This is a genomic window from Enterobacter sp. WI-ESBL-E8 (assembly GCF_053364895.1).
In genome coordinates this window covers 2,354,785-2,372,855 of record NZ_JBRWXJ010000001.1, presented here as the reverse complement: position 1 = coordinate 2,372,855, position 18,071 = coordinate 2,354,785, and the positions used below count along the sequence as shown (strand labels likewise).

1 protein-coding gene and 1 pseudogene are annotated in these 18,071 nt (G+C 62.6%); both read right to left on the bottom strand.

The genetic code is table 11. From position 1 onward, the window contains the following. Positions 1-12: 12 nt before the first annotated feature. On the bottom strand, positions 13-15,489 hold the full coding sequence (locus ACWHWP_RS11400) for an Ig-like domain-containing protein (protein ID WP_447856665.1): 15,477 nt from the start codon (positions 15,487-15,489) through the stop codon (positions 13-15). Positions 15,490-15,507: 18 nt separating this feature from the next. Further along, a pseudogene (locus ACWHWP_RS11395) lies at positions 15,508-18,018 on the bottom strand (Ig-like domain-containing protein); the annotation flags it as partial. Between the last annotated feature and the right edge of the window lie 53 nt (positions 18,019-18,071).

Here is an 18,071-nt window from a genome sequence, read left to right as displayed (position 1 = left end):
CGCGGCGTTGTTTTACGCAATTAACAGCTGATGGTTCGCCAGCAGCGTCGCCAGATCCGTCTGCACGCCGTTCAGCGTCACCAGGGTGGTTGGCGAGAACTGGCCGCCGGTGCCGTCCAGATCCACCTGGATTTCGGTATTGCTGCCGTTCTGCACCACGCGGATGTAATCGGTGATATTGCCCGCGCTGCTGTCCAGCGTAGCCACGCCGTTCACATAGCTCGCCGAGCCTGTGCCGGTATAGCCGCTGTCGGAAAGCAGATCGCGCAGGTCAATGCGGTCCGTGTCCGCGGTCCCTTCCCAGGTGCCGACCGTAAAGCCGTTCACCACGTCGTGACCGTTACCGCCCGTCGCATCCGAGGCGTTGATCAGCTTATAGAGCAACGTATCGTGACCGCCGCTGCCGATGTTGAAGGTGTCGTTCCCGCCGCGGCCTTCGAACTGGTTATCACCGCTGTTGCCGGTAATGACGTCGTCGAAGTTCGAGCCGTTAATTCCCTCAATGTTGAGCAGTCGTGACGTCCCGAACCCGGTGTCCTGCGCGGTAGAGAGGCGCAGGTCAACGGTCACGCCGGAGGTCGCATTGCGGTAATCCACCACGTCCATCCCGCCGGTGTTGCTCCAGGTGTCGTAGTCGGAATGGGTATTCCAGCCGCCGGAGCCGTTATAGGTATAGGTGCCGTCCTCTGCGATAAAGGTGTCGTTATACCCGGTGCCGGTGATGGTCCCGCTGTGTCCGCCGGTGGCCGCTTCAGCCGTCAGCACGTAGCCCTCTTTGCCGTTACCCGCCTCCAGACCGCTCCAGGTGACGTTATCCGACACGCCGTTGGTGATTTTCACGATCTCTGCCGAATAGGTTTCGTTCGGATCCAGACCGTAGAAGCTCACCAGCGCGGAGGTATCGTTCGAGCCGATACCGGACTGGGCGTTGATGATCTGCGACGCCACCAGTACGCCCGCGGCGTTATACAGGTTGACCGTGTTGCCGTAGTAGGCGTTGATGCCCTCGCTGTCGACGATGTGCAGATGCATCGCGGTACCGTCAGCAATGGTTTTGCTGTTTTGCACCAGCACCACCTTGCCGTTCTGCTGCGACACCAGCAGATCCTGCGCGCCGTCCCAGTTGTAGTCCACGGCCGCCACGCCGGTGACGTTCGCCAGCCCTGAAGCCAGCTGGCTCGATGTCCAGGTGGAGCCGTAGCCGTTGTTGGTGAACAGGGTCGCCGTCTGCGAGCCGCCGTAGGTGCTGAGCTTGACGATGTCCATCTGCCCGTCGCCGTTCCAGTCCACCGCCACCGACAGATAACCCGCCGTGGCGTTAGAGGCCTCCACCGCGCTCTTGGTGGCAGAAAGCTTTCCGGTACCGTCGTTGTAGTAGATCACTCCGCCGTTGTTGTTGTAGCTGCTGCCCAGGTACAGATCCATATAGCCATCGCCGTTGAAGTCCGCCCACGTCATGGATGCCGCCGTGGTGGTATTCGAGGCGTTCCCTACAAACACGTTGGTCAGGTTTTGGCCGATGGACAGCGTCCCGTTGCCGTTGTTGTTGATCACGGTCAGCGAGTACGCGCCGCTGCGGTTGGTGTGCTGGACAATGTCTACCGTGCCGTCGTTGTTCAGATCGACGCCGGATATTTCGCGCCCGGAATCGAACTGACCGTAGAAACCGCCTTCGCCACCGGTGCCGTCCGGCGACAAAACGCCGTTGTTGTTGACCAGGTAGGTCAGGGAGTCCATACCGGCATCGCCGTACGCCAGGTCCAGATAGCCATCCCCGGTTTTATCGTAGGCAATCACGCCGCCGTACCAGATGGTGGTCCCCATCGCCAGCTGGCTGGCGTTATAGGTGCTGCCATCGTAGGTCCACATGACCTGCGTAGAGCCCGAGTAGGTGGTCTCGGTCGCGAAAATGTCCTGCGTGCCGTTACGGTCGAAGTCGGCGGCGGTCTGGCTCACCACGTAGTAGCTACGGGTGTTGGTCAGCGTATTGCCGGCATAGGTCGAGCTATCGCTGCTGGAGTAAGACTGTCCGTTAGCAATGATATTCCACAGGCCGCTGCTGTTCATGCCGAGGGTCATGGTGGAGTTGTTGCTGTTCCCTGCCGTGGTTGCCCAGTCGGTATTCACCGAGGTGGTATCTATCACCAGGCTGCCGGTCGCCGTACCGGTGGTATTGCCATTACCCGCGCTGCTCTTCACCTGCGCCGTCACGCTGTAGCTCGACACGCCCAGCGCATCGCCGTCCGGGATCTGCAGATACCAGGTGTTGTGATCTGGGTCGACCACCACCGCGCCGCCGGTCTGGGACGTGTAGGTTTTTCCGTTCACCGTCACCACCAGGTATTCACCGTTCACCAGGTCAGCGGAGACGGTACCGCTGACAATCGGCGTGGTGTCCGACGTGGTCTGCGCGGTAATCGCCGCCGTGGTGGTCGGGATGCTGGTATCAACGTTCAGCACAAAGCCGTCGGATTCCGTGTAGTTACCGGCCCTGTCGGTGACGCGCACGATGTAGGTGTGGTTGCCGTCGCTCAGGCCGTTGTCCTGGAAGGACCAGCTTGCGCTGCCGTTCATGGTCACCTGCCCGAGCAGGATCCCGTCACGATAGAGCTGCACAATTTCACCGTCGTCCGGGGCGCGGTTAAGCGTGCCGTTGATGAGCGGCGAGTTATCGTCCGTTGCCACCGCGCTGCCAAAGGTGCCCTGACGCTCGCCTTCGCCGTCGGTATAGCTCACTACGCTGCCGACCGTGGTAGGCGGCGTGGTATCCACCGTGACGACCTGAGACGCGGTAGATCCGACGTTGCCGGCCTGGTCGATAATCCGCACCTGGTAGGTGTAGTCTCCGTCAGGCAGATCGCGGGTATCGGTGTAGCTCCAGCGCAGGTTGGTGACCGTGGTATCGAGCCAGGTATTCCCGCCGTCCAGGCTGATCTGTACGCGCTCATCGCTTGCCAGCGCGCTGCCCAGCGAACCGTTGATGGTCAGCGTGGTGTCCATGGTGATGAAGTCACTCGCGGACTGGCCGGTATCCTCGCTGATGCTGTCAACGGTGATGCCGTACTGCGGCGCCTGCGTATCCACCGTTACCGCCTGCGCGGTGGTGGCCCCGACGTTCCCCGCCTGGTCGACCACCCGCACCTGGTAGTTATGGCTGCCATCGGTCAGGGTACGCGCGTCGCTGTAGCTCCACTGCGTACCGCTTACGGTCGCGTAAACCCAGGTGCTGCCGCCGTCCATACTCACCTGTACGAATTCACCCGCGCCGAGTTCTGCGCCGAGCGTTCCGTGCAGCGTGTACGAGGTCGAACTGGTCAGGAAGTCGTTATTGTCGAAGCCGGTATCCACGGTGATGTTATCCACGGTCACCGTAATCGCCGCATCCGGGGCGACCGTATCGACGGTCACCTGCTGATGAGCGCTAGCTCCTACGTTACCGGCGGCATCCACCACGCGAACGTAGTAGTCATAGGTCTGGTTACCCAGCGTGCGGCCGTCCACGTAGTACCAGCTGTTACCGGTGACGATGACGTTCTGCCAGGTATTGCCGCCGTCGATGCTGATCTGGGCGTATTCCCCGTCGGCCAGCGTTGCGCCGAGCGAGCCGTGCAGCGTCAGGGACGTATCGTTAGTGATAAAGTCGCTGCTGCTCAGGCCGGTATCGTCACTGATGCTGTCGATGGCGATCGTTTTGCTGGCGTCAGGTGCAACCGTATCAATGGTCACCACCTGGCTGGCAGTGGCACTGATATTGCCCGCGTCATCAATCACGCGCAGCTGGTAGTTGTAATCCCCGTCGGCCAGCGTGCGGCCATCAACATACGTCCAGCTCAGGCCGCTGACGCTGACGTCGATCCAGGTCACGCCACCGTCGAGGCTGATCTGCGCGTGGTCGCCGCTGCCGAGCGCCGCGCCGAGCGTTCCTTTCAGGCTGATCTGGTTGTCGCTGGTGATAAAATCGCTGCCGGACAGGCCGGTATCCTGGGTGATGGAATCGACCGTAATCGTCGTCGCCGCAGGCTTCGTCAGGTCAATCACCACGTCCTGGCTGTCCGTTGCCCCCACGTTCCCGGCGTTATCGATCACGCGCACCTGGTACTGGTACGTACCGTCCGTCAGGGTGCGGCCATCGGTGTAGCGCCAGGTGGTACCGGTCACCGTCAGGTCAATCCAGGTGGTGCCGCCGTCGAGGCTGATCTGCGCCTTCTCGTTATTACCGAGCTGTGCGGTCAGCGAGCCGTTGACGACCACCAGGCCGTCGTTGGTGATGAAATCACTCGCGCTCAGGCCGGTGTCGTTTTGCAGTGAGTCAATGCTGATCCCCATCGACGGCGCGGTCAGATCGACGGTCACGGTGTGGTTATCGCTGGCGCTGTTGCCGATGGTGTTGCTCACCTGCGCGTTAATCACGTACGAACCGCCGTCCGCCAGCGCGGTCACGTCTGCGCTTCCGACCGTATAGCTCCAGGTGCCGTCATTCTGCACGGTCGCCGTATAGGTTTTACCGTTCAGCGTAATGGTCACCGTCTGGCCCGCCGGGGCGTCGGTGGTGCCGCTGACAGCCAGCGGCGTGCCGTGCTCGGCGGCGTTGACGATATCGTCCTGCGCAAAGGTGTTAATGGTGATGGTTGGGACATCGCCGTTCAGCGTCACGTCGTGCGTTGCGCTCCCCGGGTTGCCCGCCTTATCGCTCACCGTAGCCGTAATGGTGTAATCCCCGTCGCTCAGGCCGAGGAAGTCGCGGCCCGGCACGAAGACCGACCACGAACCGTCGGCTCCAACGGTCGCCTGATAGCTGTGCCCGTTGAAGGAAACGGTCACCGTCTGGCCCTGCTCCGCCGTGGTGGTGCCGCTGACGGTCTGGCCCGCCAGCTGCTCGGCGTTGTTGACGATATCGTCATCGGCCACGGTGCTGATGGTGACGGTCGGCGCGACGGTATCCACCGTTAAGGTATGCGTGGTCTGGCCGTTATTACCCGCCTTGTCGCTCACCGACGCGGTGACCGTCAGCGCGCCTTCCCTCAGGCTGGCAAGATCGGCGGCCGGAACGTCGAGCGTCCACGTGCCGTCGTTTGCCACGGTGGCGGTGTAGGTTTTGCCGCCCAGCGTCACGGTGACGGTCTGACCCGCCTCGGCGCTGGAGGAGCCGTGAACCGTCAGCGGCTGCTGTGCTTCCGCCGCGTTCAGGACGTCGTCGCCGGACAGCGTCGCAATGCTCACGACCGGCGCAGTGGTATCCACGCTGATGGTATGCGTTGCCGAGGCGCTGTTGCCCGCGCTGTCCTGCGCCGAAACGGCCACCTGATAGCTCGCGCCGTCGGCCAGCGCGCCCACATCAGCGGCAGGAACGGTTGTGGTCCATGAGCCGTCGCTTTGAATGGTGGCCGTGTAGCTCTTGCCGTTCAGCGTCACGGTAACCTGCGTGCCGCTGGCGAACTGCGCGCTGGAGCCGTTAATCACCAGCGAGACGCCCGCCTCTGCCGCGTTGATGACGTCATCGCCGCTGAGGGTGTTAACCGTCAGCACCACGGAGGCGGTGTTGACCACCACATCATGGGTCTGGGTGCTGCTGTTGCCCGCGCTGTCGGTAATGGTCGCGCTGAGGGTCACGGTGCCGTCGGTCAGCGCAGAAATCACGCTGGCCGGGACGCCCACGCTCCACTTACCGCTGGCGTCAACGGTAGTGGTGTACTGGTTCGAACCGATGGTGATAACCACCTTATCGCCGACGTTCGCGCCGGTTGCCGTGCCGCTGACGATCTGCGCCTGCGCGTGCTCCACGCTGTTAATGACGTTATCGCCTGCCACGACGTTAAAGCTGACGGTCGGCGGCGTGGTATCAAGCGTAATCGCTTTACCCGCGCTGCCCGGGTTACCCGCGGCGTCGCTTACGCTGACCTGCACGGTGTAACCGCTGTCCGCCAGGGCGGACAGATCGGTACCAGGAACATTGACGCTCCAGACGCCGCCCTGCTGCACCTGCGTGGTATAGCTCTTACCGCCGAGCGTCACGGTCACCGTCTGCCCGACTTCCGCCGTGGTGGTACCGGAAATGGCTACGCCCGCAGCCGCCTCGCTGCCGTTAATCACGTTGTCGCCAGCGACCGTATCAATGCTTACGGTAGGCGCGGTGGCGTCAACGCTGTACTCGCGGCCCGCCGAGGCGCTGTTGCCGTGGGCGTTGGTGACGCTCACCTGCACGCTGGCATCGCCGTCCTTCAGACCCGCAAAGTCTGCAGACGGTACGGTAGCCGTCCAGTTACCGTCGGCGTCCACTTTCGCGGTGTACGTCTTGCCGCCAAAGGTGATGGTGACGGTCTGGTTTTCCTCCACGTTCGAGGTGCTGCCGGACAGCAACAGATCCGCGCCCTTCTCCGCCGCGTTAATCACGTCGTCTGTGGCAATCGCGTCGATGCTGATAGCCACTGCTGACAGATCGACAGTCACGTCATGGCTGATGGTCACCGGATTGCCCGCGCTGCTCTGGCCTGCAACGATGACGGTCACCGTGCCCGCTGCCAGGGCCCCGACGTCTGCCGCCGGGATCGCCGCGCTCCAGGTGCCGTCTGCCAGCACGGAGGCCGCATAGGTTTTGCCGTTGACGGTCACGGTAAGCGTGGTGCCCACCGCCAGCCCGTCGCTGGAACCGGTGACGATCAGGTTCTGGCCATGCTCGATGCTGTTAATCACGTCATCGCCCGCCACGGTATCAATACGCAGGCCCGGCAGGCTGGCGTCTATAGCGATTTCGCGCTCGCCCGTTCCCGTATTGCCGTGGCCGTTGGTCACCGTCGCCGACACCGTCAGATCGCCGTTGCCCAGCGCCGTCAGGACAGACTCCGGCACGTTAACGGACCAGGTCAGATCGTTCTGTACCGTCGCGGTGTACGTATTGCCACCGAGTGTCACGGTGACGGTATTGCCCGCTTCCGCGTTCGCCACTTTGCCGCTGATGGTCTGGCCCGCCGCCACTTCCGCCGCGTTGATGACGTTGTCACCCGCCACGGTGTTGATGATGACGGTCGGCAGCGCGGTATCCACCAGCAGGTTCGCGGTGTTATTCACGCTGTTGCCCACGCCGTTGGTCGCGGTCGCACTCAGGGTGTAGCTGGCTTGGCCCAGTCCCGCCAGATCCGCTGCCGGAACGGTGAGGCTCCAGGTCCCGTCTGCGGCCGTGGTTGCAGCGTACTGCTTGCCGTTGAGGGTGACGGTCACCACGGTGCCTTCCGTCAGGTTGGCGCTGGTGCCGCTCACGCTCAGGTCCTGACCTTTTTCCACCGCGTTCAGCACGTTATCGCCGCTGATGGCGTTGAAGCCCACGGACGGCAGGCCGGTATCGACGGTCACGTTATGGCTGTCGGTACCGGTATTGCCCGCCGCGTCGGTCACTGACGCAGTGACGGTCACGGTGCCGTCCTGCAGAGCAGAAATCACGTTCGCCGGTACGCCCACGCTCCAGTTACCCGCCGCGTCCAGCACGGTGGTATAAGTCTGGCCGCCGATGGTGACGGTGACCTTATCGCCCGCTGCCGCGCCGGTGGCGTTTCCGCTGATGATGTGCGCCTGAGCGTGCTCGGTGATGTTAATCACGTCATCGCCCGCTACGGTGTTGATGGTTACCGCAGGAACGGTCACGTCCACCGTCAGGTTGTGGTCAACGGAAGACGGGTTACCCGCTTTATCGCTAACTGATGCGGTGACGGTCACGCTGCCGTCGTTCAGACCCGCAAGGTCGGCCGCCGGAACGTTCAGCGTCCAGCTGCCGTCTGCGCTTACCGTGGCGGTGTAATCCTTGCCGTTCAGAGAGACGGTCACGGTCTGGCCCGCTTCGGCGGTGCTGGTGCCGGAGACGGTCAGGTCAGACTGCGCTTCGGTGGCGTTCAGAACATCGTCAGCCGCAATCGTATTAATGGTCACGGACGGCGCGGTCGCATCCACGCTGTACTCGCGGCCCGCCGAGGCGCTGTTGCCGCTCACGTTGGTGACGCTCACCTGCACGCTGGCGTCGCCGTCCTTGAGGTGTGCCAGATCCGCAGACGGCACGGTATAGGTCCAGTTACCGCTGTCGTCTACTGTCGCGGTATAGATTTTGCCGTTCAGGCTGATGGTCACGGTTTGCCCGGCTTCCACGTTAGTGGTCGCACCGGAGAGCACCAGATCCGTGCCCTTCTCCGCCGCGTTAATCACGTCGTCGGTGGCGATGGTATTGATGCTGATAGCAACGGTCGCCAGATCGACGGTCACGTCGTGGCTGATGGTAATCGGGTTACCCGCTGAACTGTCGCCGGTAACGCTGATTTTGACGGTGCCTTCCGGCCACGCGCTCACGTCGATGGACGGAACAGCCGCGCTCCAGGTGCCGTCCGCCAGCACCGTGGCTGCATAGTCTTTACCGTTGACGGTGATGGTCAGCGTCGTGCCCGGCGCCAGCCCGTCGCTGGAGCCGGTGACGATCAGGTTCTGCGCGTGCTCGATGCTGTTGACGACATTGTCGCCCGCCACGGTATCCACGCGCAGGCCCGGCAGGTTAGCGTCGATAGCGATTTCGCGCTCGCCGGTGCCGGTGTTGCCGTGGCCGTTGGTCACGGTCGCCGTCACGCTCAGGCTGCCGTTGCCCAGCGCGGTCAGCACGTCAGACGGCACGTTCACGGACCAGGTCAGATCGTTCTGCACCGTTGCGGTGTAGCTGTTTCCGCCAATGGTGACGGTGACGGTATTGCCCGCTTCGGCATTCGCCACGGTGCCGCTCAGGATCTGGCCTGCCGCCACTTCCGCCGCGTTGATGACGTTGTCGCCCGCCACGGTATTGATGGTGACGGTTGGCAGCGCGGTGTCCACCAGCAGGTTCGCGGTGTTGCTGACGCTATTGCCCACGCCGTTGGTGGCGGTCGCGTTAAGGGTGTAGTTAGCCTGACCCAGCCCGGCCAGATCCGCCGCCGGAACCGTCAGGCTCCAGGTGCCGTCCGCCGCCGTCGTCGCCGCGTAGTTTTTGCCGTTCAGGCTCACGGTCACCACGGTGCCTTCTGCGAGGTTGGCGCTGGTGCCGCTGACGCTCAGATCCTGGCCTTTTTCAACGGCGTTCAGGATGTTGTCATCGCTGATGGCGTTGAAGTTGACCGACGGCAGGCCGGTGTCGACGGTCACGTCATGGCTGCCGGTACCGGTGTTGCCCGCCGCGTCGGTGACGGACGCCGTGACGGTCACAGTGCCGTCGCCGAGGCCGGAAATCACGCTCGCCGGTACCCCCACGCTCCAGTTGCCCGCCGCATCCAGCACGGTGGTGTATGTCTGGCCGCCGATGGTGACGGTGACCTTATCGCCCGCTGCCGCACCGGTGGCGGTGCCGCTGATGATGTGCGCCTGGCCGTGTTCTGCGATGTTAATGACATCGTCGCCCGCCACGGTGTTGATGGTCACCGCAGGCGCGGTGATATCTACCGCCAGGTTGTGATCCACGGACGCCGGGTTACCCGCTTTATCGCTAACCGACGCGGTGACGGTCACGCTGCCGTCGGTTAATCCAGCCAGATCCGCCGCCGAAACGTTCAGCGTCCAGCTGCCGTCTGCGCTGACGGTTGTGGTGTAGTCTTTGCCGTTCAGCGATACGGTTACCGTCTGGCCCGCTTCGGCGGTGCTGGTGCCGGACACGGCCAGATCGCTCTTCGCTTCGGCGGCATTCAGAATATCGTCGGTCGCCAGGGTATTGATGGTTACGGACGGTGCGGTCGCATCCACGCTGTACTCACGGCCCGCCGAGGCGCTGTTGCCGTTCACGTTGGTGACGCTCACCTGCACGCTGGCGTCGCCGTCTTTCAGGCCCGCCAGATCGGCCGCTGGCACCGTGGCGGTCCATTTACCGTCGGCATCGACCGTGGCGGTGTAATTCTTGCCGCCGAAGGTGATGGTGACGGTCTGGTTTGCTTCCACGTTCGAAGTGGTGCCGGAGAGCACCAGATCCGCGCCCTTCTCGGCCGCGTTGATCACGTCGTCTGATGCAATGGCGTCAATACTGATGGCGACGTTCGCCAGATCGACCGTCACATCATGGCTGATGGAAACCGGATTACCGGCGCTGCTCTGGCCGGCAACGGTGACGGTGACCGTGCCTGCTGCGAGAGCACTCACGTCTGCCGACGGGATCGCGGCGCTCCAGGTGCCGTCTGCCAGCACGGTCGCCGGATAAGTTTTGCCGTTTACGGTCACGGTCAGCGCCGCGCCCGCCGCCAGCCCGTCGCTGGTTCCGGTGATGATCAGGTTCTGCCCGTGTTCGATGCTGTTGATCACGTCATCACCCGCCACGGTATCCACGCGCAGGCCCGGCAGGTTCGCGTCTATAACGATTTCACGCTCGCCCGTTCCGCTATTGCCCACGCCGTTGGTGACGCTGGCTGACACGGTCAAATCGCCGTTGCCCAGCGCGGTCAGAACGGATTCCGGCACGTTCACGGACCAGGTCAGATCGCTCTGCACCGTTGCGGTGTAGCTGTTACCGCCAATGGTCACGGTCACGGTGTTGCCCGCTTCGGCATTCACCACCTTACCGCTGATAGTCTGGCCGGCTGCCAGCTCCGCCGCGTTAATGACGTCGTCACCTGCAATGGTGCTGACGATTACCCCCGGCAGAACGGATTCCACGTTCACGGTGTGTGACGTGCTGGTATTGTTGCCGACGCTGTCCGTTGCCGATGCGGTAACGGTGTACAACGCTTCACCCAACGCGCCGACCTGATCTGCAGGAACGGTAGCCGTCCATTTCCCGTTGCTGTCGACCATCGCGCTGTACGCTTTGCCGTTCAGCATCACGGTCACCACTGCGCCTGTCGCCAGGCCGGAAGCCGTACCGGAGATCGTCAGATCCTGGGTTTTCTCGGTGTTGTTGATCACATCGTCACCGGAAACGGTGTCAATGGTCAGCACCGGCGCGGTCAGGTTAACCTCCACGCCGTGCGTGGCGCTGTTGCTGTTGCCCGCTTTATCGGTCAGCGCCGCGGTGATGGTGTAATCCCCGGCGGCGAGAGCGATGACGTCCGCCGCAGGCACGCCCACGCTCCAGTTGCCGGACGCGTCCAGGGTGGCGGTGTAGGATTTGTTGTTGATGGTAACGGTGACCACGTCGCCCGCCGCCGCGCCGGTCACGGACCCGGTGACAATCAGGGCCTGAACATGCTCGGCGCTGTTGATCACGTCGTCGTCGGAAACGGTGTTAATGGTCAGCTGCGGGACGGTGGTATCGACCAGCACGTCACGATCCGCTGAGGCCGGGTTGCCCGCCTTATCAGACACGGCGGCGCTGATGGTGTAGTTGCCGTCAGTAATACCGCTCAGATCCGCAGACGGCACGATCACGCTCCAGCTGCCGTTCGCTTGGACGGTAGTGGTGTAATCCACGCCGTTCAGCGTTACGGTGACGGTCTGGCCCGCTTCGGCGTTGGTCACGCCGTTAACGACCAGATCCTGCTGCGCTTCGGCCGCATTGATGATGTTGTTGTCGCTGACAATTTCAATAGATACCGTCGGCGCGGTGGCGTCCACGCTGTACTCTCGGCCTGCCGACGCGCTGTTGCCGTTCACGTTGGTGACGCTCACCTGCACGCTGGCATCGCCGTCCTTCAGGCTGCCCAAATCGGCAGACGGTACGGTCGCCGTCCAGTTGCCGCTGGCATCGACCGTCGCGGTGTACGACTTGCCGCCGAAAGTGATGGTAACGGTCTGGTTTTCTTCCACATTGGTGGTCGAGCCGGACAGCACCAGGTCCGCGCCTTTCTCCGCCGCGTTAATCACGTCGTCGGCGGCAATTGCGTCAATGCTGATGGCGACGTTTGCCAGATCCACCTTCACGTCATGGCTGATGGAAACCGGGTTGCCCGCCGTGCTCTGGCCTTCCACGGTCACGGCGATCGTGCCCGCATTCAGCGCGCTGACGTCTGCCGCCGGAATGGCTGCGCTCCATGTCCCGTCCGCCAGCACGGTTGCCGCGTAGGTTTTGCCGTTGACGGTGACCGTCAGCGCCGAGCCGCTCGCCAGCCCGTCGCTGGAGCCGGTGATAATCAGATTTTGCGTATGTTCGATGCTGTTGATCACATCGTCGCCCGCCACGGTATCGACGCGCAGGCCCGGCAGGTTGGCATCAATAGTGATGTCGCGTTCGCCGGTGCCGGTATTGCCGTGCCCGTTGGTGACGCTCGCCGTTACGGTGAGATCGCCGTTACCGATGGCGGTTAACACCGTGGACGGCACGTTGACCGACCAGCTCAGATCGTCCTGAACCGTCGCGGTATAGGTATTGCCGCCGACTGAAATAGTGACAGTGTCACCGATCGCCGCACCGCTCACTTTGCCGCTCAGGGTCTGCCCGGCAGCCACCTCCGCGGCGTTAATGACATCGTCCGTGGCGACAGGGTTGATGGTGACCTGCGGCAGCGCGCTGTCGACCAGCACGCTGTGGCCGGTGCTCGCGCTGTTGCCTGCGGTGTCGGTTACGTTCGCCGACACCACATAGCTCGCTTCACCCAGCGCAGAGACGTTTGCCGCCGGAACGGTGACGCTCCAGCTGCCGCTGGCGTCGGTGGTGGCCATATAGCTGATACCGTTCAGGGTCACCGTAATGGTGGTTCCGTCCGGCTGGTTGCTGGTGCCGGACACCAGCAAATCCTGGCCTTTCTCGGTCGCGTTGATCACGTCGTCAATCGCCAGGGTATTAATGGCAACCACCGGCGCGGTCAGGGAGACGTCAAACTCGTGCGTCACGGTGGTGCTGTTACCGGCTTTATCGGTGAGGGTCGCAGAGATCGTCTGCTCGCCGTTTGCCAGCGCACCCACGTCCGTCGCCGGAACGCCCACGCTCCAGCTGCCGGACGCATCCAGCATGGCGGTGTAGTCTTTGCCGTTAAGGCTCAGGGTAATCACGTCGCCCGCCTGCGCGCCCGTCACCTTGCCGGAGACGATCAGCGCCTGGCCGTGCTCGGCAATATTCACGATGTCGTCGCCCGCAACGATGTTGAATGAAATCTGCGGTACGGTGGTGTCGACCAGCACGGAGGCCCCCGCGCTGGCCGGGTTGCCCGCCTTATCGGCAACCGTTGCCGTCACGGAGGCATTACCGTCCACAATGCCCGCCATGTCTGCCGCAGGGACGTCGAGCGTCCAGCTGCCGTCCGCCTGCACCTGCGCGGTGTACTGATTGCCGTTGAAGGTCACGGTGACCGTCTGGCCTGCTTCGGCAGTAGAGGTGCCGCTCAGGGTCAGATCCTGCGCCGCCTCTGCCTCGTTCAGCATATTGTCATGGCTGATGGTGTTGATGGTCACCGTCGGCGCGGTGGTATCGACGCTGAATTCCTGCGCCGAAGACGCCGCGTTGCCGTTCACGTTGGTGACGCTGACCTGCACGCTGGCGTCGCCGTCTTTCAGGCCGCTCAGATCAGCTGACGGTACGGTCCAGGTCCAGTCGCCGTTGGTATCCACCGTCGTGGTGTAGGTTTTACCCGCGAAGGTGATGGTCACAGTCTGACCCGCTTCAACGTTGGACGTGGTGCCGGAAAGCACCAGGTCCTGGCCTTTTTCCGCCGCGTTGAGCACGTTATCGTCGGTTACGCTGCTGATGGTAATGGCGACAGGCGCAAGATCGACGTCCACGACGGTGCCGATAGCTACCGGGTTGCCGGAGGCATCGTGCGCGCGGGCGCTGATGTTCAGCGAGCCGTCGGTCCACTGCGAAACGTCCGCCGCAGGCACGGCCGCCTGCCAGGTGCCGTCCGCCAGTACCGAGGCAGAATAATCCTTGCCGTTAATAGTGACGGTGACGGTGCTTCCCGCCGCCAGATCGGTACTTGAACCGGACACGATCAGGTTTTGAGTGTGTTCGATGACGTTAATCACGTTATCGCCCGCCACGGTATCAATACGCAGGCCCGGGAGCTGGGCGTCAATGGAGAAGTCGAGAGAAGACGAGCCGGTATTGCCGTGCGCGTTGGTCACGCTGGCGGATACGGTCAGGTCGCCGTTGCCGAGCGCGGTCAGCTGGCTCTCGCTTAGCGGCAGGCTCCAGGTCAGATCGTCCTGCACGGTAGCGGTATACGTCTGGCCGCCAAGAACAATAGTGACAGTGTCACCTGACACCGCTTTCGTCACCTTCCCGGTCAGGGTTTGCCCTGCGGTCACTTCCGCCGCGTTGACGATATTGTCGCCCGCCAGCGTATTAATCGTCACCACCGGCAGCGAGCTGTCCACCAGCACATCGTGTGAGGTTGAGGCGCTGTTGCCGACATTATCTGTAACGCTCGCCGTCACGGTGTAATGGGCTTCTCCCAGCGCGCTTACGGCCGAGGCCGGGACGGTCACGCTCCAGTTACCGCTGGCGTCGGTGGTGGCGGTGTAGTTGATGCCGTTCAGGTTAACGGTGATGCGTGTTCCTTCAGGCTGATTGCTGGTGCCGGAGAGCAGCAGATCTTCACCCTTCTCGGTCGCGTTAATTACGTCGTCCGCCGCCAGCGTGTTGATACCGATGGCAGGCGTCACGGTATTGACCACCACATCCAGGGAGCTGCTTCCGGTATTGCCGGAGCGGTCGGTCACGGAGACGTCGATGGTCCAGGTGCCGTCCGTCAGCCCCTGCACGACAGACGCGGGCAGGCCAAGGCTCCAGTTCCCCGCCGCATCCACCACCGTGGTGTAATCGACGCTGTTAATGGTGACGGTCACCCGATCGCCCGCTGCCGCACCGGTGACGGAGCCGCTCAGGATCTGCGCCTGTGAATGGGCGAGCTGGTTGACGGTATTGGTGTCAGTGACAAAGTCGTTAATGGCCACCTGCGGTACGGTGGCGTCCACCAGCCCAACGCGGTCGGCGCTGCTGGCATTGCCCGCCACGTCGCTCACGGTTGCGGTCACGGTAACGATGCCGTCGGCCAGGGCACCGACGTCATACGCCGGCACGCTCAGCTGCCACGTACCGTCCGCCTGAACCGTGGTCTGATACGTTTTACCGTTCAGGGTCACGGTTACCGTCTGGCCGGCTTCCGCGGTGCTGGTGCCGCTTAACGCTAAATCCTGCTGCGCTTCAGCCGCGTTGATAATGTTGTCGGCGGTCAGGTTATCGAGCGTAATCACCGGCGGCAGCGTATCGACCGTAACCACGCGGGACGCGTCGGCGCTGTTGCCGCTGACGTTTGTGACGCTGACGCTCACCTGCGCGCGTCCGTCGATCAGGGTTTCCATAGCGCTGGCGGGCACGGTCAGGCTCCAGGAGCCGTCCTGCTGCACCTGTGCGGTAAAGGTCTGGTCGGCAAATTTGACCACCACGGTTTGCCCTGCCTCCACGCCCTGCGTCTGGCCGGAAAGGGTTAAGTCCGCGCCTTTTTCCGCCGCGTTCAGCAGGTCGTCGCCGGAGACGGTATCAATGGCGACCGCCACGGCGTTCAGATCGAGTTCAATCGGGTGTTCAGCCGCAACGGCATTGCCCCAGGCATCTATCGCGCTGACGCTAACCGTCATGCCGCCCGCCGTCCAGGCCTGCAGGTCCGCCGCCGGAACGCCAATCTGCCAGTTGCCGCTGGCGTTAACCGCGGTGACGTACTCAACGTTGTTAATGGTGACGACAATCTGCGTCCCCGCGGCCAGATGGGTACTGGAGCCGGTGACGCTCAGATCCTGCTGCTGTTCAATGGCGTTGATCACGTCATCGCCGGAAATGGTGTTGACGCGCAGGCCCGGCAGCTCCGCGTTGATATTGATATCACGCTCGCCGGTGCCGGTATTGCCGTGCGCGTTGGTGACGGAGGCGGTGAAGGTCAAATCGCCGTCGCCGAACGCCTGAAGATCCGCTGACGGGATTTTCACGCTCCAGGTCAGATCGCTGCCAACCGTTGCGGTGTAGCTCTTGCCGCCGACGGTGACAGAGACGGTATCGCCCGCCGCCGCGCCGGTAACGCGTCCGCTGAGGGTTTGATCGACGCCCGCTTCGGCGTTATTGACCAGGTTGTCGCCCGCAAACGTATTGATAATCACCTGCGGCAGCACGGTGTCCACCAGCAGATTCGCCTCGGCAGAGCCGCTGTTACCCACGCTGTCGGTGCCGCTGACGCTCACGGTATAAAGGGTGTTCGCCAGATTCAGCACGTCAGAAACCGGCACCTGAACCGTCCAGATACCGTTTTCAACCGTGGCCTGATAGTTAACGTTGTTTAACGTGACGGTGATGGCGCTGCCGTTCGGCAGGTTGCTGGTGCCGCTCAGGCTCAGGGGCTGCATGGCCTCCTGCGCGTTCAGGACGTTATCCTGGCTAATGGCGTCAATCGTGAATTCCGGCGGGTTGCCGCTCAGCGTCACGCCGTGCGTCGCGCTGCCGGTGTTGCCCGCGGCATCAGTGACGGAGACAGAAATCGTGTGGCTACCCTCACCGAGCGCGGCGATGACGGAGGCTGGAACGCCAACGCTCCAGCTGCCGTCGGCAAGCACCACACCGGTGAAGGTCTGTCCGCCAACGGTCACGGTCACCACGTCGCCTGCCGCCGCGCCGCTCGCCTTCCCGGAAACGATCTGCGCCTGGCCCTGCTCGCTGGTGTTCAGAATGTCGTCACCCGCGACGGTGTTGATGGTCACAACGGGAGCGGCGGTATCAATCGTGAAATCGGCGGTGGTGGAAGAACCGTTACCCGCTTTGTCGCTGACGTTGACCGTCAGGGTGTGCCCGCCGTTAGCCATCGCCTGCACTTCACCGGCAGGAAGCGTCACGGACCAGGTGCCGTCGCTGCCCACGATAGCCGTGTGATTTTTACCGTTCAGCGTGACCGTCACAATCTGGCCCGCTTCCGCATCGGTTTTACCGCTAATCGTCAGCGGCTGATTATGTTCAGCGGCGTTAATGATATTGTCCTGCGCGATTGCGTTCACGGAGAGCGCAGGCGCAACGGTATCAACGCCAATCGTCTGGCTGCCGCTCACGGTGTTCCCCGCCGCGTCTTTGCCGCTGACGTTCACCGTCCAGGTGCCGTCTCCCAGCGCCTGCGCGTCTGCCGCAGGCACCTTCACGCTCCACGCGCCGTTTGCCCCGACTTCTGCGGTATAGGTTTTTCCGTTCAGCGTGACGGTCAGCGACGTTCCCTGCGCCAGGTTTTTGCTGGCCCCGGAAAGCGTGAAGCCCGCGGACTGTTCGCTGGCGTTGATCACGTTATCGCCCGCCGTGGTGGCGAGCGTCACGGCGGCCTCGGCCGTTGAGACGGTTACGGTGATGCTACCCGCAGAGGTGGTTTTGCTGCCGTCGATCTGTACGACCGACCAGGTGTGCTCCCCGTCGGCCTGTGTCGGGAGTTTTACCGTCCAGGTGCCGTCCTTCGCGACCATGGCGCTGGCGATGGTGCTGCCGCCGCTGTCTTTAATCTGAATGGTCGCGCCCGGCTGCCCGGTACCGCTGAAGGTTGGGGTGTTGTCGTCCGTGATCTCTTTTGCACTCAGCACGCCCTGCTTGTCACCCGCATTATCCGTCAGCAAAAAGGTCGGCGTGGCGCTCTCAACCTCTTTGGTATTATCAATAACTTTCGTTTTTGTTTCGCCGTCACCGCCGTGAGCGAGCAGCGCCCCAATGGCACCGCCGCCTAACGCCGCGCCCGCAATCCAGCCCCACGGCGCATCGCTTAAGACATTTCCCTGCTCGAGGAAAGGTTCAATACTGCTAATCGGTGTGGCCTGCGCGGTGAGCTCGGTCACCGCTGCGCCTGACGCTTCCCCGGCATCGGCAAAAGAAATATGCGTGAGTTCCTGACGATCGTTGAACACCAGCTCTGACTGATTATGCGTTTCAGGATCTTCAACAAAATAGTTATTGCAGCGAATTACGCTGCCATCTTTCATATAAATGAGGAGGTCTTTCCCCTGGCGGACATAGCGCGCAACATCCTGAGCAGAACCCTGGATTTCAATCACGCTCGGCGATGAAATGGACACCGACAGATTTCCTTCGCCGGTTAATTTCGTTTTCTCCGCCGTTTTGCGAATGATGACATCAACAACTTTTACGATACTCATATTTCTCTCCTTGCAGGTGCACGGATCCCTGTGGATATGTCCACAAGATGGAT